Source organism: Marinococcus sp. LNHM4E3-1, assembly GCF_056034405.1.
On sequence record NZ_JBQLID010000005.1, the window covers coordinates 198045 to 221329 of the forward strand.

The 23285-nt window shown below is 48.4% G+C and carries 23 protein-coding genes and 1 tRNA gene; 22 read left to right on the plus strand and 2 right to left on the minus strand.

Translation table 11 applies throughout. The annotated features are described in order from the left end of the window. The first annotated feature begins 593 nt into the window (after positions 1-593). The 13 genes from ACTRXI_RS07660 (at position 594) to ACTRXI_RS07720 (ending at position 14841) form a co-directional block, all read left to right on the plus strand. Positions 594-1205 carry a hypothetical protein gene (locus tag ACTRXI_RS07660; RefSeq protein WP_474261841.1) on the plus strand — a complete coding sequence of 204 codons (612 nt, stop codon included), beginning with the start codon at positions 594-596 and terminating at the stop codon, positions 1203-1205. 10 nt (positions 1206-1215) lie between these two features. Beyond that, positions 1216-3114, plus strand: a complete 1899-nt coding sequence (dxs, locus tag ACTRXI_RS07665; protein ID WP_474261842.1) for a 1-deoxy-D-xylulose-5-phosphate synthase — start codon at positions 1216-1218, stop codon at positions 3112-3114. Then, positions 3111-3938, plus strand: coding sequence for a TlyA family RNA methyltransferase (locus tag ACTRXI_RS07670; RefSeq protein ID WP_474261843.1), 828 nt, complete (start codon positions 3111-3113; stop codon positions 3936-3938). Before dxs ends, ACTRXI_RS07670 begins: the two co-directional genes overlap by 4 nt. Before the next feature lie 143 nt (positions 3939-4081). Further along, entirely contained in the window at positions 4082-4531 is a 450-nt protein-coding gene (gene ahrC / locus ACTRXI_RS07675; RefSeq protein WP_079476774.1) for a transcriptional regulator AhrC/ArgR, read from the plus strand. A gap of 25 nt (positions 4532-4556) precedes the next feature. Next, positions 4557-6281 carry a DNA repair protein RecN gene (recN, locus tag ACTRXI_RS07680; protein ID WP_474261844.1) on the plus strand — a complete coding sequence of 575 codons (1725 nt, stop codon included), beginning with the start codon at positions 4557-4559 and terminating at the stop codon, positions 6279-6281. A 132-nt stretch (positions 6282-6413) separates the two neighbouring features. Beyond that, entirely contained in the window at positions 6414-7184 is a 771-nt protein-coding gene (gene spo0A, locus ACTRXI_RS07685) for a sporulation transcription factor Spo0A (protein WP_474261845.1), read from the plus strand. A gap of 31 nt (positions 7185-7215) precedes the next feature. Next, complete coding sequence (locus ACTRXI_RS07690) at positions 7216-8316, plus strand: Leu/Phe/Val dehydrogenase (protein WP_474261846.1); 1101 nt, start codon at positions 7216-7218, stop codon at positions 8314-8316. Positions 8317-8520: 204 nt separating this feature from the next. Then, positions 8521-9936 carry a dihydrolipoyl dehydrogenase gene (gene lpdA, locus ACTRXI_RS07695; protein WP_474261847.1) on the plus strand — a complete coding sequence of 472 codons (1416 nt, stop codon included), beginning with the start codon at positions 8521-8523 and terminating at the stop codon, positions 9934-9936. Positions 9937-9956: 20 nt separating this feature from the next. After that, positions 9957-10964 carry a thiamine pyrophosphate-dependent dehydrogenase E1 component subunit alpha gene (locus ACTRXI_RS07700; RefSeq protein ID WP_474261848.1) on the plus strand — a complete coding sequence of 336 codons (1008 nt, stop codon included), beginning with the start codon at positions 9957-9959 and terminating at the stop codon, positions 10962-10964. 1 nt (position 10965) lies between these two features. Beyond that, positions 10966-11949, plus strand: coding sequence for an alpha-ketoacid dehydrogenase subunit beta (locus ACTRXI_RS07705; protein ID WP_474261849.1), 984 nt, complete (start codon positions 10966-10968; stop codon positions 11947-11949). Positions 11950-11962: 13 nt separating this feature from the next. Beyond that, positions 11963-13213, plus strand: coding sequence for a dihydrolipoamide acetyltransferase family protein (locus tag ACTRXI_RS07710; RefSeq protein ID WP_474261850.1), 1251 nt, complete (start codon positions 11963-11965; stop codon positions 13211-13213). A gap of 129 nt (positions 13214-13342) precedes the next feature. Continuing rightward, entirely contained in the window at positions 13343-14332 is a 990-nt protein-coding gene (locus ACTRXI_RS07715; RefSeq protein ID WP_474261851.1) for a metal ABC transporter solute-binding protein, Zn/Mn family, read from the plus strand. A gap of 80 nt (positions 14333-14412) precedes the next feature. Continuing rightward, positions 14413-14841, plus strand: coding sequence for a BrxA/BrxB family bacilliredoxin (locus ACTRXI_RS07720; RefSeq protein ID WP_022793566.1), 429 nt, complete (start codon positions 14413-14415; stop codon positions 14839-14841). A gap of 68 nt (positions 14842-14909) precedes the next feature. Here the strand turns inward: ACTRXI_RS07720 and ACTRXI_RS07725 are convergent, their stop codons facing one another. Then, complete coding sequence (locus ACTRXI_RS07725) at positions 14910-15146, minus strand: hypothetical protein (protein ID WP_474261852.1); 237 nt, start codon at positions 15144-15146, stop codon at positions 14910-14912. Positions 15147-15315: 169 nt separating this feature from the next. On the opposite strand from ACTRXI_RS07725, the gene ACTRXI_RS07730 reads away from it, so the two are divergent. The 3 genes from ACTRXI_RS07730 (at position 15316) to ACTRXI_RS07740 (ending at position 17013) form a co-directional block, all read left to right on the plus strand. Continuing rightward, a complete protein-coding gene (locus ACTRXI_RS07730; protein ID WP_474261853.1) occupies positions 15316-15678 on the plus strand; it encodes a hypothetical protein in 363 nt (120 codons plus the stop codon). Between the two features lie 73 nt (positions 15679-15751). Then, positions 15752-15826, plus strand: a tRNA-Arg gene (locus ACTRXI_RS07735). Between the two features lie 170 nt (positions 15827-15996). Then, positions 15997-17013, plus strand: coding sequence for an aromatic acid exporter family protein (locus ACTRXI_RS07740; RefSeq protein ID WP_462867683.1), 1017 nt, complete (start codon positions 15997-15999; stop codon positions 17011-17013). Positions 17014-17084: 71 nt separating this feature from the next. Here ACTRXI_RS07740 and prli42 read toward each other — a convergent pair whose 3' ends face one another. Then, positions 17085-17165: a stressosome-associated protein Prli42 gene (prli42, locus tag ACTRXI_RS07745; RefSeq protein ID WP_156847924.1), complete on the minus strand. Its 81-nt coding sequence runs from the start codon at positions 17163-17165 to the stop codon at positions 17085-17087. A 102-nt stretch (positions 17166-17267) separates the two neighbouring features. On the opposite strand from prli42, the gene ACTRXI_RS07750 reads away from it, so the two are divergent. The 6 genes from ACTRXI_RS07750 (at position 17268) to ACTRXI_RS07775 (ending at position 23268) form a co-directional block, all read left to right on the plus strand. Continuing rightward, positions 17268-18392: a M20/M25/M40 family metallo-hydrolase gene (locus ACTRXI_RS07750; protein WP_474261879.1), complete on the plus strand. Its 1125-nt coding sequence runs from the start codon at positions 17268-17270 to the stop codon at positions 18390-18392. Between the two features lie 17 nt (positions 18393-18409). Further along, positions 18410-18847 (plus strand): YaaR family protein, encoded by a 438-nt coding sequence (locus tag ACTRXI_RS07755; RefSeq protein ID WP_474261854.1) that lies wholly within the window; start codon positions 18410-18412, stop codon positions 18845-18847. A gap of 12 nt (positions 18848-18859) precedes the next feature. After that, the gene (locus tag ACTRXI_RS07760) at positions 18860-19327 is read left to right on the plus strand and encodes a low molecular weight protein-tyrosine-phosphatase (RefSeq protein ID WP_474261855.1); all 468 of its coding nucleotides are present in this window, start codon (positions 18860-18862) and stop codon (positions 19325-19327) included. Beyond that, positions 19327-20181, plus strand: coding sequence for a fructosamine kinase family protein (locus ACTRXI_RS07765; protein WP_474261856.1), 855 nt, complete (start codon positions 19327-19329; stop codon positions 20179-20181). Before ACTRXI_RS07760 ends, ACTRXI_RS07765 begins: the two co-directional genes overlap by 1 nt. 145 nt (positions 20182-20326) lie before the next feature. Beyond that, the gene (locus ACTRXI_RS07770) at positions 20327-21823 is read left to right on the plus strand and encodes a phytoene desaturase family protein (RefSeq protein ID WP_474261857.1); all 1497 of its coding nucleotides are present in this window, start codon (positions 20327-20329) and stop codon (positions 21821-21823) included. Then, positions 21820-23268, plus strand: coding sequence for a phytoene desaturase family protein (locus ACTRXI_RS07775; protein ID WP_474261858.1), 1449 nt, complete (start codon positions 21820-21822; stop codon positions 23266-23268). The genes ACTRXI_RS07770 and ACTRXI_RS07775 overlap by 4 nt, the downstream gene beginning before the upstream one ends. Positions 23269-23285: the final 17 nt, after the last annotated feature.

Genomic DNA, 23285 nt, shown 5'->3' on the forward strand with positions numbered 1-23285 from the left:
TGGAAGACGGATACCGTCCCGGACGCATGCCGCGGTAAGACCTGTTGCAAGGGCCAAGGGAAGGCCTTTCGACAGCGTAGCCTGCCTTGAGTGGAACAGTGGGGAGGTCGTTTAATTGGTATCATACCGGTCGGCCAACTGGTATGGGACCCAACAACTGAAACTTGTTCTGCAAAAGAGGATAAGAAAGTGGCACGGAACTGCCGGGGAAAACCCCTAGGCTGTTTGACGCACGTCCGGAGTGGATTGCAGTGTGGTCTGAGTGGTAATTCAGTCGAACTGCCGGTGACGGCGTTCACCAGGCATTAAAGGGAAACCACCGATTCGGCGACGAATTGGCTGCCTGGTGGGAAATCCTACTGGACCTAAGCCACAAGGTTTACGCTCCGGGCGACCATTCAACTTTATACATAAGTAGTTGAAGAAGCGCTGACAGGCGCTTTTTTCTTTTACGTGAGTGTTTGAGGGGAAAGCAGAGAAAAGCTTAAATGTATGTTATTTAGGGTATAAACAATCAGGCCAGAGCACAAAATGATATTAAAAGAATGAGATGTACGTTATGATAAAAACAAAGAATTTGGTGATAAGTGAAGATGAATAGTTTATGGAAAAAATCACTCCGGTGGAGTACGTTAATTGGGTTTGTTACCCTGATACTTGCAGCAATCTTCTCGGTAGTCTCGACAGCAGTGCTTTCGGGGGTTGGCTGGGCGATTGGCATGGTAGTCGTGCTGATCATCGTATTTACCGGTGTCATCTTTGATGTGATCGGTGTAGCTGCCACCGCGGCAAAGCCGAGACCATTCAATGCAATGGCCGCTAAAAAAGTTCCCGGGGCCTCCCACAGTGTTTTTATTCAGCGGAACGCCGACCGGGTTGCGAACTTTTGTGCCGACGTGATCGGCGATATCAGCGGGGTTGTAAGCGGGACGGCCAGCTCGGCAGTTGTTGTGCAGCTTGGTATGACCATTGGCACAAATAACAGCTCCAACGGCCAGCTGGTTCTAAGTACTATATTCACCGCTGTCGTGGCAGCGCTCACAGTCAGCGGGAAAGCACTTGGGAAAACACTAGCGATTACGTATGCGAATAATATTGTTTTTCAGGTCGGAAGAGTCTTGTATTTTATTGAAAATAAGTTAAAAATTAAGCTGATTCCAAAGAAAAGAAGATGGAAGTCATCAACAGAAAAACATAGCAGGTAGGGGGATTTAAATGAACTTGGAAACGATCCAAGACCCTGGATTCATGAAGGAATACAATGATAAAGAGCTAAAAGCACTCGGGGAAGACATACGGGCTTTTCTAATTGAAAAATTATCCGTTACGGGCGGCCATCTCGGTCCCAATCTCGGAGTAGTGGAATTAACGCTCACCCTGCACCAGCTGTACAACACGCCAAAAGACAAACTCATCTGGGACGTCGGGCACCAGTCCTACGTGCACAAAATTTTAACTGGACGCGCGGATCGCTTTGATTCGCTGCGCCAGTACCAGGGGCTTTGCGGCTTCCCTAAACGCTCAGAAAGTGAACATGACGTATGGGAGACAGGCCACAGCTCGACGTCGCTGTCTGCGGCAGAGGGAATGGCGCTTGCGAATCAGCTGAAGGGCGAAGATGCCAAAGTAGCAGCTATTATTGGTGATGGAGCCCTTACTGGCGGTATGGCTCTCGAAGCACTTAACCATATCGGGCATGAACAGACGGACGTTACTATTATTCTGAACGACAATGAGATGTCGATTTCTCCGAACGTAGGGGCACTCCACAGTATGCTCGGCCGTATTCGGACAGCCGGTACTTACCGCAGAACGAAAGAAGACGTCGACCATATGCTGCGCAGAATTCCTGCGTTCGGGTCGAAGCTTGCTTCCTATGCCGACCGGATGAAAGACAGCATGAAGCAGATGGTTCTGTCCGGCATGTTTTTTGAAGAGCTTGGATTTACGTATCTCGGTCCAGTGGATGGTCACGATCTCGATGACCTGCACGCTAACATTAAATATGCCAGAGACACTAACGGACCGGTGATTGTGCATGTCCTCTCCAAAAAAGGCAAAGGCTACACCCCGGCGGAGGAGGATGCCAAAGGAACGTGGCACGGTCTTGGGCCATATAAAATTGAATCCGGTGAAGTAATTAAAAAACCGGCAGCCGCGCCTGCCTACAGTGCCGTATTCAGCAATACCCTGCAAAAAATAGCAGAACAGGATTCGCGTCTGGTGGCCATAACAGCGGCTATGGCCGGCGGTACGAAGCTCGACACGTTTGCGGACAAATTCCCGGATCGCATGTTTGACGTAGGCATCGCCGAACAGCACGCTACGACGATGTCTGGAGCGCTTGCCACGCAGGGAATGAAGCCGGTGTTCGGCGTGTACTCCACGTTTTTGCAGCGGGGCTACGACCAGCTTGTTCATGACGTCTGCCGCCAGAATCTGAATGTGCTCTTTGGCATTGACCGTGCAGGACTGGTCGGCGCTGATGGAGAGACGCACCAGGGCGTGTTTGATATTGCATACCTGCGGCATTTACCGAATATGAAAATATTGATGCCGAAGGATGAAAATGAACTGCAGCATATGCTGTACTCGGCTTTCCATAATGACGATGGCCCGACAGCTGTCCGCTATCCGCGTGGTAACGGCCTCGGAGTGGAGATGGATGAAGAGTTTCAAATGATTCCTTATGGCAAATGGGAAATCGTCCGTGAAGGGACGGACTGTACGATCCTCTCGTTTGGAACAATGCTTCCAATCGTAGAGGAGGCAGCTGCTTTGTTAAGCAGTCAGGGCACAGATGTCCGTATCGTTAATGCCCGTTCAGCCAAGCCGCTTGATGATGAAATGCTCGAAGAATTAGCTGAAGAAGGTAAGCCGGTGCTGACAGTCGAAGAAGCAGCACTGAAGGGCAGCTTCGGAAGTGCCGTGCTTGAATATATGGCCGACCATGAGCATGACTCGCTTCCAATCCGCCGGATGGGCATTGCCGACTACTATGTAGAGCATGGCAGTGTGCCGGAGCTTTATGAAGAACTGGGCCTCACGCCAGAGAAAGTAGCGGAAAAAGTGGCGGCGATGACCAGTAAAGAAAGAACAAATATCCGCGGATGAATAAAGAACGCATTGATACGCTGGTAGTGCAGAAGGGACTATTTGATTCCCGGGAAAAAGCTAAACGGGCAATTATGGCAGGTCTTGTACTGGCAGATGATGAAGTGGTGGACAAGCCCGGCGCAAAAATAAGTGATGAGGCAGCTTTACGCCTGAAGGGAAAGCAGATGCCCTACGTCAGCCGGGGCGGATTAAAGCTGGAAAAAGCTATTGAGTCTTTTCAGCTGGAGCTGCAGGACGCTGTGGTGCTCGATGTCGGAGCTTCTACCGGGGGCTTCACCGACTGCGCGCTGCAAAACGGGGCTTCTATGGTATATGCGTTGGATGTCGGCTACAATCAGCTCGCCTGGAAGCTTCGCCAGGACCCCCGGGTAGAGGTGATGGAAAGAGTGAATTTCAGGTACCTGGATAAAAGTCAGCTGACGCGCGGGCTTCCCGGGCTGCTGATCGCTGACGTATCCTTTATCTCTCTGGAAAAGCTTTTCCCGGTGATGCCGCAGGTGCTGGCCGCAGGTGCCGGCTTTTGCGTACTCATCAAGCCGCAGTTTGAAGCGGGACGGGAAAAGGTTGGCAGAAAAGGCATTGTCAGGGACCCCGCGGTGCACAGGGAAGTACTGAAAAAAACAATTCAGTCAGCCGAAAGCTATAACTTAGTGCCGGAAGCGCTCGATTTTTCACCGATTACCGGGGGAGACGGCAATATTGAATACCTGCTGTATGGTTCGGTATTAAGCGATAAGCCGTCTCCTCTTAGTGAAGAGCAAATAGAAGCTGTAGTTCGTGATGCACATGAATCATTCAAGAAAAAACTGGAACCTTCGTAAACGCCGATACCCTTCGGCTTTTTTTTTGTTTAACTCATGGTTTTGAAAGAATTTTTAAATCATGGCATGCTATTTACTCATAAACTTGTATAATTATAATGAAATAGTTATGATGAAAGTAGTTTTGCACGGGAGGTTTCGGGATGAATAAGGGACAAAGACATATAAAAATCAGGGAATTGATTTCAAATACAGACATAGAAACGCAGGATGATTTAGTAGCGAGACTCCGGGGGGACGGCTACAACGTAACCCAGGCGACGGTGTCACGGGATATTAAAGAGCTTCACCTTGTGAAGGTGCCGATGATTGATGGCAGATACAAGTACAGCCTGCCTGCCGATCAGCGCTTCAACCCTATGCAGAAATTAAAACGGGCACTCGTGGACAGCTTTGTCGGCATTGATCATTCGGAGAATTTAATTGTCATGAAAACACTGCCGGGCAACGCCAATGCTGTAGGTGCACTCATTGATAATCTGGACTGGGAAAATATTATGGGAACCATTTGCGGGGATGACACGATTCTCATTATATGCAAGCAGAAGGAAAATTCGCCGGAGATTGTAAACCGATTTTTAGAAATGCTTTAACGCTAATTGGAAATGGGGTACAGAAATGCTTGAAGAAATTTCCATCAAGAATTTTGCCATTATCGAGGAGTTAACCGTTTCATTTGAAAATGGATTAACAGTATTAAGCGGTGAAACGGGTGCCGGAAAATCCATCATCATTGATGCGATCGGCCTGCTTATCGGTGGAAGGGGATCGGCTGAATATGTACGCCACGGAGAAAAACGGGCAGAAATGGAAGGGCTGTTCCGCCTGGAGGATAACCACCCCGCAGTTGAAAAATTAGAGGCCGCAGGCATTGATATTGAAGATGATATGGTCGTTTTGCGCCGGGATATTACGCATCAGGGCAAGAGCATCTGCCGCATCAATGGTAAATTGGTGACGCTTGCTGTATTGAGGGAAACAGGCCACAGCCTCGTAGATATCCATGGCCAGCACGAACATCAGGATCTGATGCATGCTGAACGTCATCAGCAGATGCTTGACCGGTTCGGGAAAACGGAGCTTGAAGAAGCGCTTGAAGACTATCAAAAACGCTACTACCGTTTTGGACAGCTGCAGGCCAAATTAAAGCAGCTGAAGGAAAGTGACCAGGAAACAGCAAACCGGCTGGATTTTATTCAATACCAGCTTCAGGAAATTGAGGCCGCCGGCCTTCAGCCTGGTGAAGATGAAGATCTGGAAAAAGAACGTCACATTCTGGCCAACAGCGAAAAACTGTTTGAGGCGATCCGGGGAGCCTATGATCACCTGTACGGTGAAGGGAAAGCCCTCGACTGGGCAGGTATGGCCGTATCGAGCGTGGAAGAAGCCGCAGAAATCGATACAGATCTCGGAGAGCTTTCCGAATCAATCAGCTCGGCTTATTACATGATGGAAGAGGCAACGTTTACGCTTCGGGACAAAGCTGATTCCATGGCGTTTGACCCTGAGAGGTTAAACGAAGTGGAAAACCGGCTCGATGAGTTGAATAAGCTGAAAAGAAAATACGGAGATTCCGTTGAAGAAATTTTAGTGTATGCCTCCAAAATCGAAGAGGAAATCGATTCACTCGCCAATAAAGAAGAGCGAATCGCCGAATATGAGCAGGCGCTTTCCCAGGCAGCCGAAGAGCTGATTGCCGAAGCAAAAACATTAACCGATCTTCGCCGCCAGGCGGGTCATTCGCTTGCCGGCAGTGTGCAGCAGGAGCTTCAGGCACTATACATGGAGAAGGCTACAATGGAAGTGCAGATTTCACCTCTCAGCCGGGGGAAAACCTATCAGACGCCGGAGGGGGAAACGTGGGTATTTAATGAAAAGGGAGCAGACAAGATTGAGTTCCTTATTTCAGCCAATGCGGGTGAGCCGTTAAAGCCGCTCGCAAAAGTAGCTTCCGGCGGGGAGATTTCCAGGATCATGCTGGCATTGAAAACGATCCTTTCCGGCTTCCAGCACGTTACTTCCCTGATTTTTGACGAGGTTGATACGGGTGTAAGCGGCCGGGTTGCCCAGGCGATTGCGGAAAAAATCCATCTGGTTTCCAGAGGCTCCCAGGTACTTTGCATCACCCATCTGCCACAGGTAGCTGCAATGGCAGACAGCCATTTGTATATTCAAAAAGAAGAAAAAGAAGAAAGAGTCCAAACGATCGTTACACCGTTAACGTCAGATTATAAAATCGATGAAATCGCCCGGATGATTTCGGGAGTCGAAGTGACGGCACTGACAAGAGAAAATGCGACTGAACTGCTGGAAATGGCTGAAAAAGCTAAAAGCAATGTGTAGCCCCAATAGAATGTGTCCGCCTGAAAAAGACAACTGCTGAAGTTGTCTTTTTCTATGCGACACGCTATGGTAAAATAATGTCGAAAGGAAAATGGAACGTGGCAGAGCCTGCGGCAAAAGGAGCGGAAAGAAATGATACGGGTCGTAGTGGCCGACGATAACAAAGAACTCGTCGAAGTATTAATTGAACATATAGAAGAACAGGAAGACATGGAAATAGCAGGGACGGCCCATAACGGGGAAGAGGCGCTCGAGGTAGTGGAACAAAAACGGCCGGAGGTCTTACTCCTTGATATTATTATGCCGCATCGGGACGGGCTTTCTGTATTAACGGCATTAAAAAATAAACATACTGTTAACACGAAAGTTATTATGTTAACTGCATTCGGTCAGGAGGATGTAACAAAAAAAGCGGTGGAGCTCGGGGCTGCCTATTACGTTTTAAAGCCATTTGATATGGAAGCACTGATGGCAAATATCCGGGATGTGCATAGAGAAAGCCTGAATTCCCAGGTGCTGATTGAGGATATGCCGGAAAAATCTTCTGGCCGTCGGTCGGTGGAAGAACGTATTAAGGATATTATTCAATATGTTGGTATTCCCTCCCATATTAAAGGCTATGTATATATGCAGGAAGCAGTGAAACTTGTGGTGGATGATATGCAGATGATTAACGCGGTCACCAAACAGCTGTATCCTGAAATTGCCCGGAAATTTCAGACGACGCCAAGCCGGGTCGAACGGGCGTTAAGACATGCCATTGTTGTTGCATGGGACCGCGGCCATACGCAGGCAATATCCGATCTGTTCGGCTGGAGCCAGGACGGTGCCTTGCCCTACAAGCCTTCAAACAGTGAATTTATCGCAGTAGTAGCCGATCGGCTTCGCACAGAGCAGATATAAATGTGAATTTACAAAAAAAGGAGAACGAAAAATGGAATTGTTTGAACGTATGGAGCTGCACGATTATGAGCAGGTAGTTGTCTGCCAGGACCGGAATTCAGGATTAAAGGCAATTATTGCGATACATGATACGACCCTCGGCCCGGCTTTAGGTGGCACAAGGATGTGGACGTATGAGAATGAAGAAGCAGCGTTTGAGGACGTGCTGCGTCTCGCCAAAGGGATGACGTACAAAAATGCAGCAGCCGGGTTGAATCTTGGCGGAGGAAAAGCTGTGATTATAGGAGATGCCCGCGCAGATAAGAATGAAGAGATGTTTCGTGCATTCGGTCGTTATATTGAAGGTCTTGCCGGTCGCTACATTACGGCAGAGGATGTCGGTACGACAGAGCATGATATGGATATTATCCACGAAGAAACGAACTTTGTGACCGGAATTTCCCTTTCTTCTGCTTCTGGTTCGAGCGGGAATCCTTCACCGGTCACCGCACGGGGTGTGTATCAGGGCATGAAAGCAGCGGCGAAGGAAGCCTTCGATACCGACAGCCTTGCCGGCCGAACGATAGCAGTTCAGGGCGTGGGGCACGTATCATTTGAAATGTGCAGATTTCTTCATGAAGAAGGAGCCTCATTAATTGTAACGGATATCCGGGAAGCTTCAGTGGAGAGTGCTGTTCACACCTACGGAGCAACAGCAGTGGCGCCGGAAGAAATTTACGATGTTCCATGCGATATTTTCAGCCCGTGTGCGCTGGGAGGCGGATTGAATGAACGCACCATTCCCCGTCTTCAGGCAAAAGTTGTAGCAGGAGCAGCGAACAATCAGCTGCAGACGGAAGAGGACGGCATCCGTTTAGAGGACCGTGGCATCGTTTATGCCCCGGATTACATTATCAATGCAGGCGGCGTAATTAACATCGCCGACGAGCTCTACGGGTACGACCGCGAGAGAGCTATGAAGAAAGTTGACGGTATTTACGATAATATTGTTCGAGTGTTTGAAATTGCGGGACGCGACGGAATCCCATCGTTCCAGGCCGCCAATCGGCTGGCCGAAGAGCGCATTGAATCCATCAAGCGTTCAAGGAAACAGTTTCTGCCCCACTCGCGGCACATTTTAACGAACCGGTAAAGCAGCCTGAGCGCTGCTTTTTTTATTTTAGCACCAGGGTCTGTTTTACGGCTGATCAAAAGGATGTGCTATAATAATCTCCAAATGCCAAAACTTCTCTTCACCAGATCTATTTTCGTGCTATGATGAAACGGAAAAATCCATTAAAATAAAGTAGAGATAAATGAATAAAATCCTGGGTGAAAGCCCGCAGGAGGAATTTTTATGGCTAAAGAATATGACCTGGTCATATTAGGAGCTGGTACCGGCGGATATGTGGCCGCTGTGCATGCAGCAAAAAGAGGATTATCGACGGCGGTAGTAGAAGCCCGGGACATCGGAGGCACCTGCCTGCACCGTGGATGCATACCAAGTAAATCGTACTTAAAAAGCGCAGAAGTATATAAAATGATGCAGGAAAGTCTGGACTACGGCGTAGAAGCAGACAATGTGAGCCTGCAGTTCGGAAAGGTACGCGAAAAAAAGAACCAGACGGTACAACAATTACATAAAGGAGTCCAGCATCTGCTCTCTAGGCACCAGGTGGATGTATATTACGGACACGGGCGCATACTCGGGGCTTCCATATTTTCTCCAACGGCAAGCACCATTTCAGTGGAGACAGAAACAGAAGGAGAAAATATTATGCTGCAGCCCAAACAGATTATGCTCGCCACAGGCTCCCGTCCGGCGACGGTGCCAGGACTCGATATTGATGGCGAATACATTTTGTCCTCCGAGGAATTGCTCGAAGCAGAAAAGCTTCCTTCGTCAATCGTTATTGTCGGAGGAGGAGTTATTGGCGTGGAATGGGCTTCAATGCTTCAGGATTTCGGCGTAGAGGTACAGATGGTGGAACTCGGCGATCGCCTGCTTCCGATGATGGACGAGGCCGTGTCAAAAGAGGCGGAAAAACGCTTGAAGAAAAAAGGGGTCCGTGTTTATACAAATACACAGCTCGACCCTTCGTCTCTTACGAAAAACGGAGAAATAGCGGCCCGTACAGCAACCGGAGAGGCACTGGCGGCTGAGAAGATGCTCGTCGCTGTCGGAAGAAACGGCAACACGGGAGATCTGGGGCTCCACAATACAGAAGTCGAAGTACAGAACAGCTTCATCCAGACGTCCGACATGTACCAGACGAAGGAATCGCATATGTACGCTATCGGCGACGTTATCGGCGGCATGCAGCTCGCTCACGTGGCCTCACGGGAAGGCATCATTGCTGTAGAGCATATGCTCGGAAATCACCCTGAGCCCCTTAACTATAAGCACGTTCCTTCCTGTGTCTACTCGGATCCTGAAATGGCTTCCGTAGGCTGGACAGAGCGTGAAGCCGAAGATGCCGGGCTGGATATTAAAACAAGCACCGTTCCTTTTCAGGCGATAGGCAAGGCGCTAATAGAAAGTGATCCGGAAGGATTTATGAAAATGATTGTAGATAAAGACACTGAAGACGTGCTCGGCGTTCATATTGTTGGAAAAAAAGCGACCGAATTGATCAATGAAGGAGCACTTGCAGTCTATATGAATGCTGCACACCTTGAAATACAGGGAGCCGTGCATGCGCATCCGACATTGGCGGAAATTTATGCTGAAGGTGCCCTGGCTGTAGACGGAAAAGCTATTCACCACGGGTGAAATAACGAGGAGGAACGAAAATGATTCAGGAATACAGTACTCACCGGGAAGTAGGCTTAAGCGACGAAGAAGCGCTCACAATGTATGAAATTATGCTGCAGGCGAGACGTCTTGATGAACGGATGTGGCTGCTGAACCGTGCCGGCAAAATTTCTTTTGTTGTCTCCTGCCAGGGCCAGGAAGCGGCGCAGGCGGCTGCAGCTATGGCACTTGACCGTGATAAGGACTACCTGCTCCCGTATTACCGTGATTTTGGTCTCGTCATGGCATTTGGAATGACTGCAAAGGACTTGATGCTGGCAGCTTTTGCTAAACAGGGAGATCCTAACTCTGAATCCAGGCAGATGCCGGGCCATTTCGGCCAGCGGAAAAACCGTATTGTAACCCAGTCCTCTCCGGTAACTACTCAGATTCCACATGCTGCCGGGTTCGGACTGGCAGCTAAAATGAAAAACAAGGATTTTGTTACGATGGTCACGTTTGGCGAAGGCTCCTCCAACCAGGGAGATTTTCATGAAGGTATGAATTTTGCTGGCGTTCATGATCTTCCGGTCGTGTTTTTCTGTGAAAACAATAAATACGCTATTAGCGTGCCACTCAGTAAACAGCTCGCCTGCGAGCATGTTGCTGACCGTGCAAAGGGCTACGGCATGCCGGGAGTAACCGTGGAGGGCACGCGTCCGTTTGAGGTTTATAAGGCAATGAAAGAAGCGGTGGACCGTGCGCGGGACGGTAAAGGTCCGAGCCTTGTGGAAGCGCTTGTGGCAAGACTCACACCTCATTCAAGCGATGATAACGACAAACTGTACCGTAGTGTCGAAGAAATGGATGAGGAAAAGCAGACCGATGCAGTTGTAGCTTTTGCCGATTACCTGCGGACAGAAGGGATACTTACCGAAGAAAAAGAGCAGGCGATGGAGCAGCGGATTCGCGAGGAAGTGGATGCCGCCACGGATGCCGCTGAAGCAGCAGAATACCCGGCTGTCGAGACGCTTGGGCAGTATGTTTACGAGGAAGAAGGGAACTAATATGGCAGTCATGTCTTATATTCAGGCAATCAATACAGCGATGAAAGAAGAAATGGCGCGTGATGAAAATGTGTTCGTACTGGGCGAGGATGTCGGTCTGAAGGGCGGGGTCTTCCGTGCGACCGAAGAACTGCACAGCACCTACGGAGACCAGCGCGTCATCGACACTCCGCTCTCCGAATCAGCGATCGCAGGAGTGGGCATAGGAGCTGCGATGTACGGCCTCCGCCCGGTAGCGGAAATGCAGTTTGCAGACTTTATTATGCCGGCAGTCAACCAGATTGTGTCCGAAGCAGCGAAAATCCGGTACCGTTCCAACAATGACTGGTACTGCCCGATTACGATCCGGGCACCGTTTGGCGGCGGAGTGCACGGCGCCCTATATCATTCCCAGTCAGTAGAGGCGCTGTTTGCAAACACGCCGGGACTGAAGGTCGTGATTCCGTCCACCCCTTATGACGCGAAAGGGCTGTTGAAGGCTTCGATCCGGGATAACGACCCGGTGCTGTTTTTTGAGCATAAGCGTGCGTACCGGATGCTTAAAGACGAGGTACCGGAAGAAGACTACACGGTGCCAATCGGAAAAGCGGCGGTCAAACGGGAAGGCACTGATGTCACCGTGATTACATACGGACTGTGTGTGCATCTGGCCAATCAGGCCGCCGATACACTTGCCGCAGAAGGCATTGATGTGCATCTGGTGGATCTGAGAACCGTCTATCCAGTCGACCAGGAAGCAGTCAAAGAAGCCGCAGCTAAAACAGGAAAGGTGCTGCTTGTCACCGAGGATAACCTCGAAGGAAGCATCATGAGTGAAGTGTCGGCCATCATTTCCGAACACAATTTATTTGATCTCGATGCCCCGGTCCGGAGACTGGCTGCTCCCGATGTTCCGGCCATGCCTTACGCTCCGACACTTGAAAAAGAATTTTTAATGAACACGGATAAAATCACGACAGCGATACGAGATTTGGCGGAATTTTAGGAGGGTATCAAGGATGCGCAAAGAAGTAACCATGCCGCAGCTCGGGGAAAGTGTCACCGAAGGCACGCTATCCCAGTGGCTTGTAAAACCGGGCGATAAAGTAAAAAAATATGACCCCATCGCAGAAGTACTTTCGGATAAAGTGAGTGCAGAGATCCCAAGCTCTTATACAGGCGAAATCAGCGAGCTCGTCGCTGAAGAAAACGAAACAGTGGCTGTGGGCACGCTCATATGCTACGTGGAAACAGAAGAAGCACAGCCGGCCGCGGCAGAAGAAACTGAGAAGCCTTCTGCAAAAACGGAACAAACGGCTCCAGCACAACAAACAGCTGGGGAGGACGAGAAGTCGATGAAAAAAAGGTATTCGCCGGTGGTATGGCGTCTCGCCCAGGAGAACGGTCTGGAGCTTGAAGAGATTGAAGGCTCCGGTAGACAGGGGCGCATTACGAAAAAAGATGTTGAAAAAGCGATCCGGGAAGGAGCAGAAAAAACCAAACAGGAAGAAGCTGCACCTTCGCCATTTCCAATCTATTCAACAAAGCCTTCTGAAAATCAGGAGGAGCGTGAAGGTGACACGATTATTCCGGTAACCGGAGCAAGAAAAGCCATTGCCGACAACATGGTGAAAAGCAAGCAGGAAATTCCACACGCCTGGACAATGATTGAAGTAGACGTGACGGATTTGGTAGCGTACCGGAACAGTGTGAAGGACGAGTTTAAACAAAAAGAAGGCTTTTCGCTGACGTATCTGCCGTTTTTTATGAAGGCTGTGTCCGAATCCCTGCAGCTGTTTCCGAGTCTTAATTCCACCTGGGACGGTGACCGGATTATTCAGCGCAAGGAAGTGAATCTGTCGATGGCTGTGGCCAGCGAGGAAGCTCTTTATGTCCCGGTCATCAAACGCGCAGACGAAAAAAACATCCGAGGTCTCGCCCGGGATATGCAGTCTATGGCCACTAAAGTCCGCCAGGGGACCATTAAGGCAGAAGAAATGAGAAGCGGGACGTTCACGGTGAACAACACTGGTTCATTCGGCTCGGTGCAGTCCATGCCGATTATTAATCACCCGCAGGCAGCCATTCTTTCTGTGGAATCGATCGTAAAACGACCGGTTGTCATGCAGGGGGATATGATAGCGATACGCTACATGGTTAACCTGTGTCTTTCCCTGGATCACCGGATTTTGGACGGCCTGCTGTGCGGACGGTTTTTAGCTGATTTAAAGCAGCGGCTTGAAAATTATAAAGGCACCGAAAACATTTAAGAGAGGTTCCCCGCGGGAGCCCCTCTTTTTTTGGCATAAAAAAGAATCGTTCTTATTTACAAACGGACTCCCCTGCGCTAAAATCAATGTACATACAAAACGTAATCATTACGATAAAGCAGAGGTGCAATGATGAAAAAACTATTTGTTTTAGGGGCAGCTGGGGCAGCCTTTATTTCTTTAAGCGCATGCGGTTCAGCAGATACTCAGGAAGAACAGGGAACCGAAGGTGAGGAAAAGCTCGAAGTGTACACCACACTTTTTGCCTGGGAAGACTTCACAAAACAGATCGGCGGCGATCATGTGAATGTAGAAAACGTCGTACCAGCAGGGTCGGATGCGCATACATATGACCCAACGCCGCAGACACTAACAAACATTGCGGAGGGAGATATGTTTGTTATGACTGGAAACGGGATGGAAGGGTTTGCCGACGAAGTGGAGAGTACTATTGGTAATCAGGATGTACAGATAGCCAGGGTGGCAGAGGCTGCCGGCGAGGAGGAAGCCCACGATCATGAGGAGGGCGAATCTGAAGAAGAACACGCTGAGCATGCTGAAGAAAGCCACAGCGGGGAAGAGCACGACCACGGAGGTACGGACCCTCACGTATGGATCGACCCGGTTCAGGCGAAAGCAGCAGCCGGCGTGATTAAAGACCAGCTGGTAGAGGCGGATCCAGATAATGAGCAGGCCTATGAAAGTAATTATGAGGAACTGTCGGCGGAGCTCGATGAATTAGATGAGCGGTTCCAGACTCTTGTGAATGAAAGCAGTAAAAATCAATTTATTGTTTCCCATGCAGCATATGGGTACTGGGAAGAACGATACGGATTGGAAGAAATTGCTGTTAACGGCGTAAACGCCCAGAGTGAACCTTCCACGCAGGAAATTAACGATATCATCGACACAGCAGAAAAAAATGACCTGAACGCCATTATGGTGGAGGAAAACATCCCATCTGACACCACAGATGTTCTTCAGGAAGAAATCGGAGCAGAAGTGTATACGCTGAATAATCTCGAATCAGCCAGCGATGAAGAGATTGCTGATGGCGCGAGCTACGTATCATTAATGAATCAAAATATCGATAACCTTGAAAAAGCATTGAACGAATAACTTTTCAAGCTTCTCACTTGTGATTTCCTGTTCTTATCCGCTACAATATAGGTATTCGGTGAAGGAAAGGAAGGATTTTAATGAATTTTGATTTTTACGTTAATGATATAGTACAAGCTTCCCGGGATGAAATCGAAGAAGCGGGCTACCAGTCTCTTCGTACCCCGGAAGAAGTTGATGAAGTGTTGAACAAGGAAGGCACGACACTTGTTATGGTAAACTCCGTGTGCGGCTGTGCTGGAGGCATTGCCCGTCCGGCAGCAGCTTACATGACAAATTACGATACGAAGCCGGACCGGCTTGTGACCGTGTTCGCAGGTCAGGATAAAGAAGCGACCGAGCAGGCCCGTTCTTACTTTACAGGATTCCCGCCGTCGTCCCCATCGTTTGGGCTCTTAAAAGACGGAGAATTGGTGCGCATGGTTGAACGTCATGAAATTGAAGGCCACGAGCCGATTCAGGTTGTTCAAAAACTCGAAGAAGCTTTCGATCAATACTGTACAAAATAAAAAGTGCCCTCCGGGGGCGCTTTTTTTTGTAAAAAAAAGCTCCTTCCTAAAGAAGGAGCCCATAGAATTTATTTTTCCAAATGATAGATGTTGCCGTCCTGCTCTACAGTAGTATCAACATCCGGAAATACAATTTCGCTTGTTTTCGGCTCGAATTCCTGGGAAGTTTCAAAACCAACCCGATAGTCATTACTTTTTGTTGAAGGGCCTTCCTCTTTTGTCACACTGTACCATAGTGTTTTGCCATTAGAAGCGATTGTTGTCTGCGGTTCTCCTACGTTAGCTTTAAATGTTACTTCTGCCATATGCTATCCCTCTTTCTTCGTGTAAGATCTATTAAGGATTCTTCCCTGCGGAGCTTTTGATTTAAACGTCAATTGCAAAAATAAGAAATGGCAGGGAAGTGCCTTGACGCTCAGCTTTATATTCGTGGTATACTGTTTCGGAATACATAAATGAAAAGGGCGGAGACAAATGATTCAGACGCATTATGAAAAAATTCAGGAATACTTAAACATGAATGAAGAGATTTCGTACGAAGAGTTCCGTGATTACTACCAAAACGTCATCGATGAACTTGATGCAAACGCATCCGGCTATGAAGAAGAGCAGGTGTGGAAGGCCTTGTTTATTACCGAGAGCATCATGTCCAATGCGGAAGACCGCCAGAAGCGGACGAAAAAAAAGCAGGAGTCCAAGAAGTTCGGAAAGATGCAGGAACGTTCCAGAGTGTATTCCCAGCATTTTACTAAAAGACTTCAGGAAGCAGGGTACAGTGAAGAGGATATCAACGAACAGTTTGAAAAAATGCTCGAAGGCTCTCCCGGGGAAGCGTAATTAAAAAATGGGTTGACTTTCATATTCGTTCATTGGTATAGTATTCATTGTCTTGTTAAAACATATGACAAAAGCGCCTATGGTGAAAGGGATATCACTCGAGATTCCGGTTCTCGCATTCCAGGTTCGAGTCCTGGTAGGCGCACCAATGAATAAATGTGTAAGCAAAGGAGCTATTCCTTTGCTTTTTTATTTGTTTTTAGGCTGGTACGAATGCAGAAGAGGGAGCTGCCGGGATGAAAGGCGCCAGTCAGTTTCCCTCTGCCTGTGTTTACGATATAATATAAGAACGAATGAATAAACTGAGAGGTTTTTTAGATGGGGAGATTCCGAATTGGATATCGGACGCTGAAAACAGCAGTAGGCACGGCTATATCCGTATACATTGCCCAGCTGCTGCAGCTGGATTATTACATATCAGCAGGTGTCATTACCATTCTTTGTATTACAACGACTAAAAGGGGCTCCCTGACTGTCAGCATTGAACGACTCGTTTCCTGTGTGATTGGGCTCGGGGTCGCTAGTGTATTCTTTGAACTGATAGGCTATAATCCGGTGGCCATCGCTGCACTCTTTCTCATCAGTATTCCACTCAGCGTAGCAGCGAACGCTGCCCGGGGTATCGTCACAAGCAGTGTTATCGTCCTGCACCTTTATACAGAAGAACAGGTGAGCGCAGGTATCTGGATGAACGAGCTCGCGATTATTTTTATCGGCATTGGGGTAGCTTTAATTATGAACCTTTATATGCCGAGCAGTGAAAAAAGCCTGGCCCAGGACCAATTAAGCCTTGAAGACGCTTTTCGCAAAATTTGGGAGGAATACGCAAACTACCTTCGTTTTGGAGATAATATCTGGGACGGGGCAGAATTTTCGGATGCAGCGAAGATTATTGATGAAGCTAAAGGAAAAGCCCTGAGAGATATAGATAACCACTTCCTCCGGGATGACGACTACTTTTATCACTATTTCCGTATGAGGGAAAAACAGTTCTCGGTACTCGAGAGTATCCTGCCGTTTATTTCTTCGATTGATCAGTCAGTGCCCCAGGGCCATAAAATGGCTGATTATATGGATGAATTAAGCGACGCTGTCTCCCCGGGTAATACTGCCGGCTATTTTTTATACCGTCTTGACGAAATGAAGTATGAAATTCAGCAGATGGAGCTGCCTAAAACAAGGCATGAATTCGAAATACGTTCATCTCTGTTTTATATTTTGTATGAAATTGAAGAATACCTGCTCATTAAAAAAATGTTTAAGCCCGATCCGAAGCGTACCCATACAATATCGGGCAAACGATTAAATAGACAGATGGCACGCAGAAACAAATAAAAAGCAGAACAAGTGGGTATGAAAACCCGCAAGTTCTGCTTTATCCGATACATACAAGGATTGATGTTTATTTAAAACATCACCGCTCCGCCCATTAACAGGCTGCTGCCGACAAGCGCAAAGATCATAATGTAAATAATGACTTTCTGCATTCTAACCCCCGCTTTCAATAAAAACTGATGCTCAAATTATAACACAGCAGGCAAAAAAATATATAATAAACCTAAGCAACCCGCAAAGGAGTTATAATAGTGATGGCAAATCAGGAACGTTTAATACAGGAATTTATCGAACTGGTGCAGATAGACTCGGAAACGAAGCATGAAGCCAAAATCGCAGATGTCATCAAACGAAAATTCCAACAGCTTGGCCTCGAGACAAAAGAAGATAATGCCAAAGCCCTGACCGGACACGGAGCAGGAAACCTGGTCTGTACGTTAAAAGGCACAGACAGCACAAAGCCGGTAATTTATTTCACCTCTCACATGGATACAGTCGAACCGGGGAAAGGTATTGAACCCGAAGTGCAGGATGAATATATCGTTTCAAGCGGGGAAACCATTCTCGGAGCTGATGACAAAGCAGGGATTGCGGCGATGCTTGAAATGATAAAAGTACTTCAGGAAGAAGACGAGCCTTATGGTGATGTTCAGTTTATCATCACAGTCGGGGAAGAGTCCGGCCTTGTGGGCGCAAAGCATCTTGATACCGGGCTTGTACACGCCGATATGGGTTATGCGCTTGATAGTGACGGACCGGTTGGCACGCTCGTCACGTCAGCGCCGTACCAAACGAAAATGCACGCGACTATTTACGGAAAGAAAGCGCACGCAGGTGTGGAGCCGGAAAAAGGCATTTCAGCCATCAGTGTTGCTTCTAAAGCAGTAACTAAGATGCCGCTTGGACGAATTGATGAAGAAACAACAGCCAACATCGGAAGCTTTGCCGGAGGCACGCAGACAAATGTCGTATGTGATGAAGTCGTGATTTCTGCTGAAGCACGCTCCTTTAAACCGGATAAGCTGAGCAGACAGATAGCTGCGATGCGCGGGGCTTTCGAAGAAGCAGCAGAAGAAATGGGTGCCGAGGCATCTATTGACATACAGCCAATGTATGAAGGATACGTGCTGGCTGAATCAGATGATGTGGTGCAGCGTGCTGTGCAGGCCGCCAACCGCCTCGATGTGGAGCCGAGAACTGTACAGAGCGGAGGCGGCAGCGATGCCAACGTGATTTCCGGCTATGGCATACCTACCATCAATCTGGGCGTCGGGTATGAAAATATCCACACTACGGAAGAACGGCTGCTTATAAAAGAATTTGTGAAAGTACCAGCGTTTATGGCGGCCATTGTAACTGGACCGGCAGAAGATGCGTAAAGGAGGACAGTATACGCGTGGATATTCATCGTCTTCAGGGAAATATTAAATCACCGCTCCCCAGTGTAAAGGAGAGAAAAGCCGAAAAGAATCCGTTTTCGGAAATGATGCAGACCGAACAGTCCAAAACATTCAACCGGCAGATGGGTATCATGCTCGAACAGCTCGATCAGCAGGGCAGGCGTTTGATGGAGCACCAGACCATTCTAGAGTTAAAAGAATATAAACGCCTTGTAAGAGAAATTATTACAGAGCTCAAGGACCATGGATTGAACCTGCATGAAGAAAGGTCGTTTGGCAGCGACGGACGGCTCAAAACCCATCAGCTGATTGAAAAGATTGATAAAAAATTAGTGGAAATGACAGACCAGATGCTGCAGCAGGAACAGGAGCCCCTCTCCCTTCTCGATATGACCGGGGAAATAAAAGGCATGATTATACATCTCTACGGATAAAGGAGGACATCTATGAGTATAAAGGTTTTATTCATCTGTTTAGGAAACATCTGCCGTTCGCCAATGGCAGAAGCGCTTTTGCAAAAGCACCTGCAGGAAGCAGGAGTGGAAAATAAAATCAGCGTGGATTCAGCCGGTCTCGGTGATTGGCATGCAGGCTCGCCTCCGCATAAAGGAACGATTGGTGTGCTCGAACAGCATGGTATTCATGCCGGTCCGGGAACCGCCCGGGTCGTGCAGTCCGGAGAAGAAGCCGATTATATTGTAGCTATGGATGAACAGAACCTTGAGATGCTTCAGGACTTTCACGTTTCCACTAAAGACGGCAGGGTATGGAAACTGTTGGACTTTCACCCTGAGCGCCAGAGTGAAGACGTCCCTGACCCTTATTTCGATAATAATTTCGACCACGTGTTTGAACTGGTTAATACGAGTACCTTTCATTTATTACAATGGATCAAAGAGCAGGAGAATGTATAATGGAGCATATTCAAAAAGCGATACGATATGTGGATCCGCAGGCAGAAGTAACCAATATAGCAGGCCTCTCCGGAGGAAGCATCAGCTCTGCCTACCGGGTGGATACAAACAAGCGCTCCTATTTTTTGAAATGGAATGAAGAGGCACCGTATGATTTTTTCCGCCAGGAAAAACGCGGGCTCGAATTTCTGCGTGAATCGGAAGCGGTGCATGTGCCTGATGTACTGCACTGGTCGAAGAAATTTATAATTATGGATATTATTCAGGGAAGAGGGGACAGCCGCACGGACGAGTGGCTGGGCATCGACCTGGCCAATCTTCATCAATCCTCCGGATATTATTTCGGCCTTGAGGAGGATAACTTTATCGGGGAGCTGCCGCAGGAGAATTCCTGGGAAACAAGCTGGGTGCGTTTTGTAAGGGATCACCGCCTGCGGCCGCAGATGGAAATCGCCAGATCCCTGGGCAAATTGACTGACGAACGGTCCCGCCGCCTGCGCTATATTCTGGACCATCTCGAAGAATGGATACCCGACGACCGGCAGCCGGTTAAGCTGCACGGAGATCTTTGGGCCGGCAATTGGCTCACAGGAGAAGAAGGGCGTCCATATTTGATTGACCCCGCCTGCTGGTATGGAGACTACGAATTTGATCTTGCCTTTACACGGCTGTTTGGAGGATTTTCTGAACGGACGTATGAAGCATATGAAACCATCCAGCCGGTGGAAGCTGAATTTGAAGAACGGATGCCTCTCTATCAGTTATATTATTTGCTCGTCCATTTAAACGTGTTCGGGGAAATGTACGGGGCGCAGGTGGATCGGGTGCTTGCATTATACAGCAGAAGCAGTTGAACGGGGCCTTTCTTTCTGAAAGGTCTTTTTTTATGCTTTTACAATGTCTATTTTCCCGGGCTTTTGGGCAGGTTGAGAATGCAAAAAAACGGGAATAAAACTTTGGACATGCATATAAGGTTTTGACAGAGAGGGGCTTTTTGGAGTGAGAGAGACACGAATTGCGGTGATTGGAGCGGGCCCCGGAGGACTTACCGCTGCCATGCTGCTGCAGAGTCAGGGTTTTCAGGTAAGTGTGTTCGAAAAGGATGATAAGCCAGGCGGACGCACGTCCCACGTGGACGTTGACGGCTACCGCTTTGATAAGGGTCCGACATTTTTAAGTATGCCTCATATTGTTGAAGAAATTTTTTCGGCAACCGGAAAGGATCTGGCTCACTATATTTCGTGGAACTACCTGGATCCGATGTATGAATTATTTTTCGAAGATTCAAGCTTCCGGCCGACTTCCGATAAGCAGGAAATGAAGCGAAGGATCGCTGCTTCCTTTCCGGGCGATGAAAAGGGATATGACCGTTTCATGCATGATCTGGGTAAACGGTGGGATGCGCTTCTGCCGGTACTTGAGCATGAGCACGGGTCGCTGCTTGACTATATGAAGCCCCGAACGCTTAAAGCCCTGCCGCACCTGGCGCTCGGCAAGTCTGTGTATGACGTGTTGAGCCAGTATTTTTCCGATGAGCGGCTGAAGCTTTCTTTTACCTTTCAGTCCAAATATTTAGGAATGTCACCGTGGGACTGCCCGGGGGCCTTCAGCATTCTTTCCTATATGGAGCATGAATACGGTATTGTTCATCCTACTGGAGGATTGAACCAGATACCAAAAGCAATGGCTAAAGCATTTGAAGAAGACGGCGGCCATCTTTACCTGAACACGCCAGTTAAAAAAATCCGTACGAAAAAACAGCAGGCGGTGGGTGTAGAGCTTGAAAACGGAGAAGTGTTTGGAGCAGACGAGGTGGTGGTGAATGCGGATTTCGCCTATGCAGCTACCGAATTGTTCGATGAGCCTTTGAAGAAGTGGAAAAAAGAAAAAGTGGCTAAAAAAGACTATTCCTGCTCCGCGTTTATGCTTTATGCCGGCGTTGACACTACTTATCCGGACGCGGCCCACCATTCTATCGTCTTTTCCAATGATTATAAAAAAAATGTGGAAGAAATGATTCATGAAAAAATTGTTTCGGACGATCCGTCAATCTATATTCATAATCCGGCTGTTACCGACGACACGCTGGCGCCTGCCGGAAAATCGCCAATTTATATGCTTGCCCCGGTTCCGAACAACCAGAGCGGCATCGACTGGGAGAATAACAAAGACAGCTTCCGGGACCTGGTGCTTGATCAGGTGGAGAGCCGTTCGCCGTTTAAGGGGCTCCGGGACCACATTGAGGTGGAAAAAATTTATACGCCTACAGACTGGCAGCTCGACAGTAACGTATACGAAGGGGCTGTATTCAATTTATCCCACCGATTAAATCAAATGATGTATTTCCGTCCTCATAACAAGTTCGAGGATGTTGGAAGCTGCTGGCTGGTGGGTGGAGGTACGCATCCCGGAAGCGGTCTGCCGACGATTATCGTATCCGGCAGGATTACTGCTCAGGCACTGACGGCCAAATATTCCAGGGAGCGGGCGCAATGAAAAATATTATCGTGGGAAGCGGTATCGGCGGTCTTGTGACAGCTCTCTACAGAACTCAGGCAGGCGAAGAAGTAACAATAGTGGAAAAAGATAAAGAAGCAGGCGGAAGAATCAAATGGGTGAAGCAGGACGGGTTTAAAGTCGATGAAGGACCGACCATCGTTCTTTTGCCCGAAACTATTAAGGGGATACTTGCTGAAGCAGGGATGGACCCGGAAGTGCTTGAAATGGAGCGGATTGACCCTTTGTATCGGATGGTTTTCGCCGATGGCACGGAATTTTACAAATGGAGTGATCCTGAAAAACAGAAAGAAGAGCTGGCCCGGACTTTTCCGGGGGAAGAAGAGAATTTTGAAAGGTTTATGCACGATATGAAGAGAAATTTTCTCCAGGGGGAAAAGGATTTTTTATCCCGGTCATTTATGCGCAAACGCGAGTTTTTCACGGCGGCCAATATTCGTTCCCTGTGGCAGATGAAAGCTTATCAGTCGGTTAGAACCCAGGTGGCCGATTACTTTACCGATCCCCGGCTCCGGGACGCCTATTCCCTGCAGACGCTCTACATTGGCGGCAACCCTGCCGCCACTCCCGGTATTTACTCCCTGGTCTCCTTCAGCGAGCAGTATCACGGCATCTGGTATATCCACGGAGGCTATGCGATGCTGATTGAAAAAATTAAAGAAGAGCTGGATCGTCGCGGAGTGATCTTTCGGTTTGAAGAAACAGCATTAAGCATTCAGGCGAAGGGAAAGACTTTTACTGCTCTGAAAACGGATAAGCGGGTAGAGCCGGCAGAACGGCTCATCTGCAACTGCGAGCTGCCGGCAGCAGAACAGCTGGTGGAAAATAAATCACAAAAAAAATACACTTCTTCATCAGGATGCTTGCTAATTTACTTAGGATTAGACAAAATATATACAAAGGCATCTATTCACCAGTTTTTTATGGGCAGCAATTTTGACCACCAAATGAAGCAGGTTTTTGAAACTAAGGAATTACCAGAAGAGCCAAGTATTTATGCATTCCACCCGTCTTTAATAGACTCTGCCCTCGCCCCGGAAGGTAAGAGTGTACTGTATCTGCTCGTTCCCGTACCATCAGGAGATAACATCGACTGGGAGGTGCAGGAAGAGTTTATTCAGTCTGTTTTAGAGACGGTCGAGAAAAAAGGATTCCCGCACCTACGTTCTTCGATTCAGTGGATGCAGGTCCAGACGCCTCAGGACGCCGGCAGATACGGGTTGTATGAAGGAGGCAGCTTTGGCATAGCTCCGAGCTTTGCCCAGTCAGGTGCATTCCGGCCGCAGCTTAAGCCGTTCTCCTACAGCAACGTATACGCTGTGGGTGCTTCTACGCACCCCGGTGGCGGTGTCCCAATTGTCATGCAGGGAGCAAAACTGTTAGCGGAGCATCTCGGGACAGGGAGAAAGCAGGATATGTTCTGATATACACCCGGCAGGGG

Bases quoted from the DNA above. Each gene is read 5' to 3' on its own strand.
- ACTRXI_RS07700 (WP_474261848.1), top strand. From the start codon at position 9,957: ATGATTCAGGAATACAGTACTCACCGGGAAGTAGGCTTAAGCGACGAA.
- ACTRXI_RS07670 (WP_474261843.1), top strand. From the start codon at position 3,111: ATGAATAAAGAACGCATTGATACGCTGGTAGTGCAGAAGGGACTATTT.
- ahrC (WP_079476774.1), top strand. From the start codon at position 4,082: ATGAATAAGGGACAAAGACATATAAAAATCAGGGAATTGATTTCAAAT.
- recN (WP_474261844.1), top strand. From the start codon at position 4,557: ATGCTTGAAGAAATTTCCATCAAGAATTTTGCCATTATCGAGGAGTTA.
- ACTRXI_RS07690 (WP_474261846.1), top strand. From the start codon at position 7,216: ATGGAATTGTTTGAACGTATGGAGCTGCACGATTATGAGCAGGTAGTT.
- ACTRXI_RS07765 (WP_474261856.1), top strand. From the start codon at position 19,327: ATGGAGCATATTCAAAAAGCGATACGATATGTGGATCCGCAGGCAGAA.
- ACTRXI_RS07720 (WP_022793566.1), top strand. From the start codon at position 14,413: ATGAATTTTGATTTTTACGTTAATGATATAGTACAAGCTTCCCGGGAT.
- ACTRXI_RS07775 (WP_474261858.1), top strand. From the start codon at position 21,820: ATGAAAAATATTATCGTGGGAAGCGGTATCGGCGGTCTTGTGACAGCT.
- dxs (WP_474261842.1), top strand. From the start codon at position 1,216: ATGAACTTGGAAACGATCCAAGACCCTGGATTCATGAAGGAATACAAT.
- ACTRXI_RS07715 (WP_474261851.1), top strand. From the start codon at position 13,343: ATGATGAAAAAACTATTTGTTTTAGGGGCAGCTGGGGCAGCCTTTATT.
- ACTRXI_RS07660 (WP_474261841.1), top strand. From the start codon at position 594: ATGAATAGTTTATGGAAAAAATCACTCCGGTGGAGTACGTTAATTGGG.
- ACTRXI_RS07750 (WP_474261879.1), top strand. From the start codon at position 17,268: ATGGCAAATCAGGAACGTTTAATACAGGAATTTATCGAACTGGTGCAG.
- prli42 (WP_156847924.1), bottom strand. From the start codon at position 17,165: ATGCAGAAAGTCATTATTTACATTATGATCTTTGCGCTTGTCGGCAGC.
- spo0A (WP_474261845.1), top strand. From the start codon at position 6,414: ATGATACGGGTCGTAGTGGCCGACGATAACAAAGAACTCGTCGAAGTA.
- ACTRXI_RS07740 (WP_462867683.1), top strand. From the start codon at position 15,997: ATGGGGAGATTCCGAATTGGATATCGGACGCTGAAAACAGCAGTAGGC.
- ACTRXI_RS07705 (WP_474261849.1), top strand. From the start codon at position 10,966: ATGGCAGTCATGTCTTATATTCAGGCAATCAATACAGCGATGAAAGAA.
- ACTRXI_RS07730 (WP_474261853.1), top strand. From the start codon at position 15,316: ATGATTCAGACGCATTATGAAAAAATTCAGGAATACTTAAACATGAAT.
- ACTRXI_RS07710 (WP_474261850.1), top strand. From the start codon at position 11,963: ATGCGCAAAGAAGTAACCATGCCGCAGCTCGGGGAAAGTGTCACCGAA.
- lpdA (WP_474261847.1), top strand. From the start codon at position 8,521: ATGGCTAAAGAATATGACCTGGTCATATTAGGAGCTGGTACCGGCGGA.
- ACTRXI_RS07760 (WP_474261855.1), top strand. From the start codon at position 18,860: ATGAGTATAAAGGTTTTATTCATCTGTTTAGGAAACATCTGCCGTTCG.
- ACTRXI_RS07725 (WP_474261852.1), bottom strand. From the start codon at position 15,146: ATGGCAGAAGTAACATTTAAAGCTAACGTAGGAGAACCGCAGACAACA.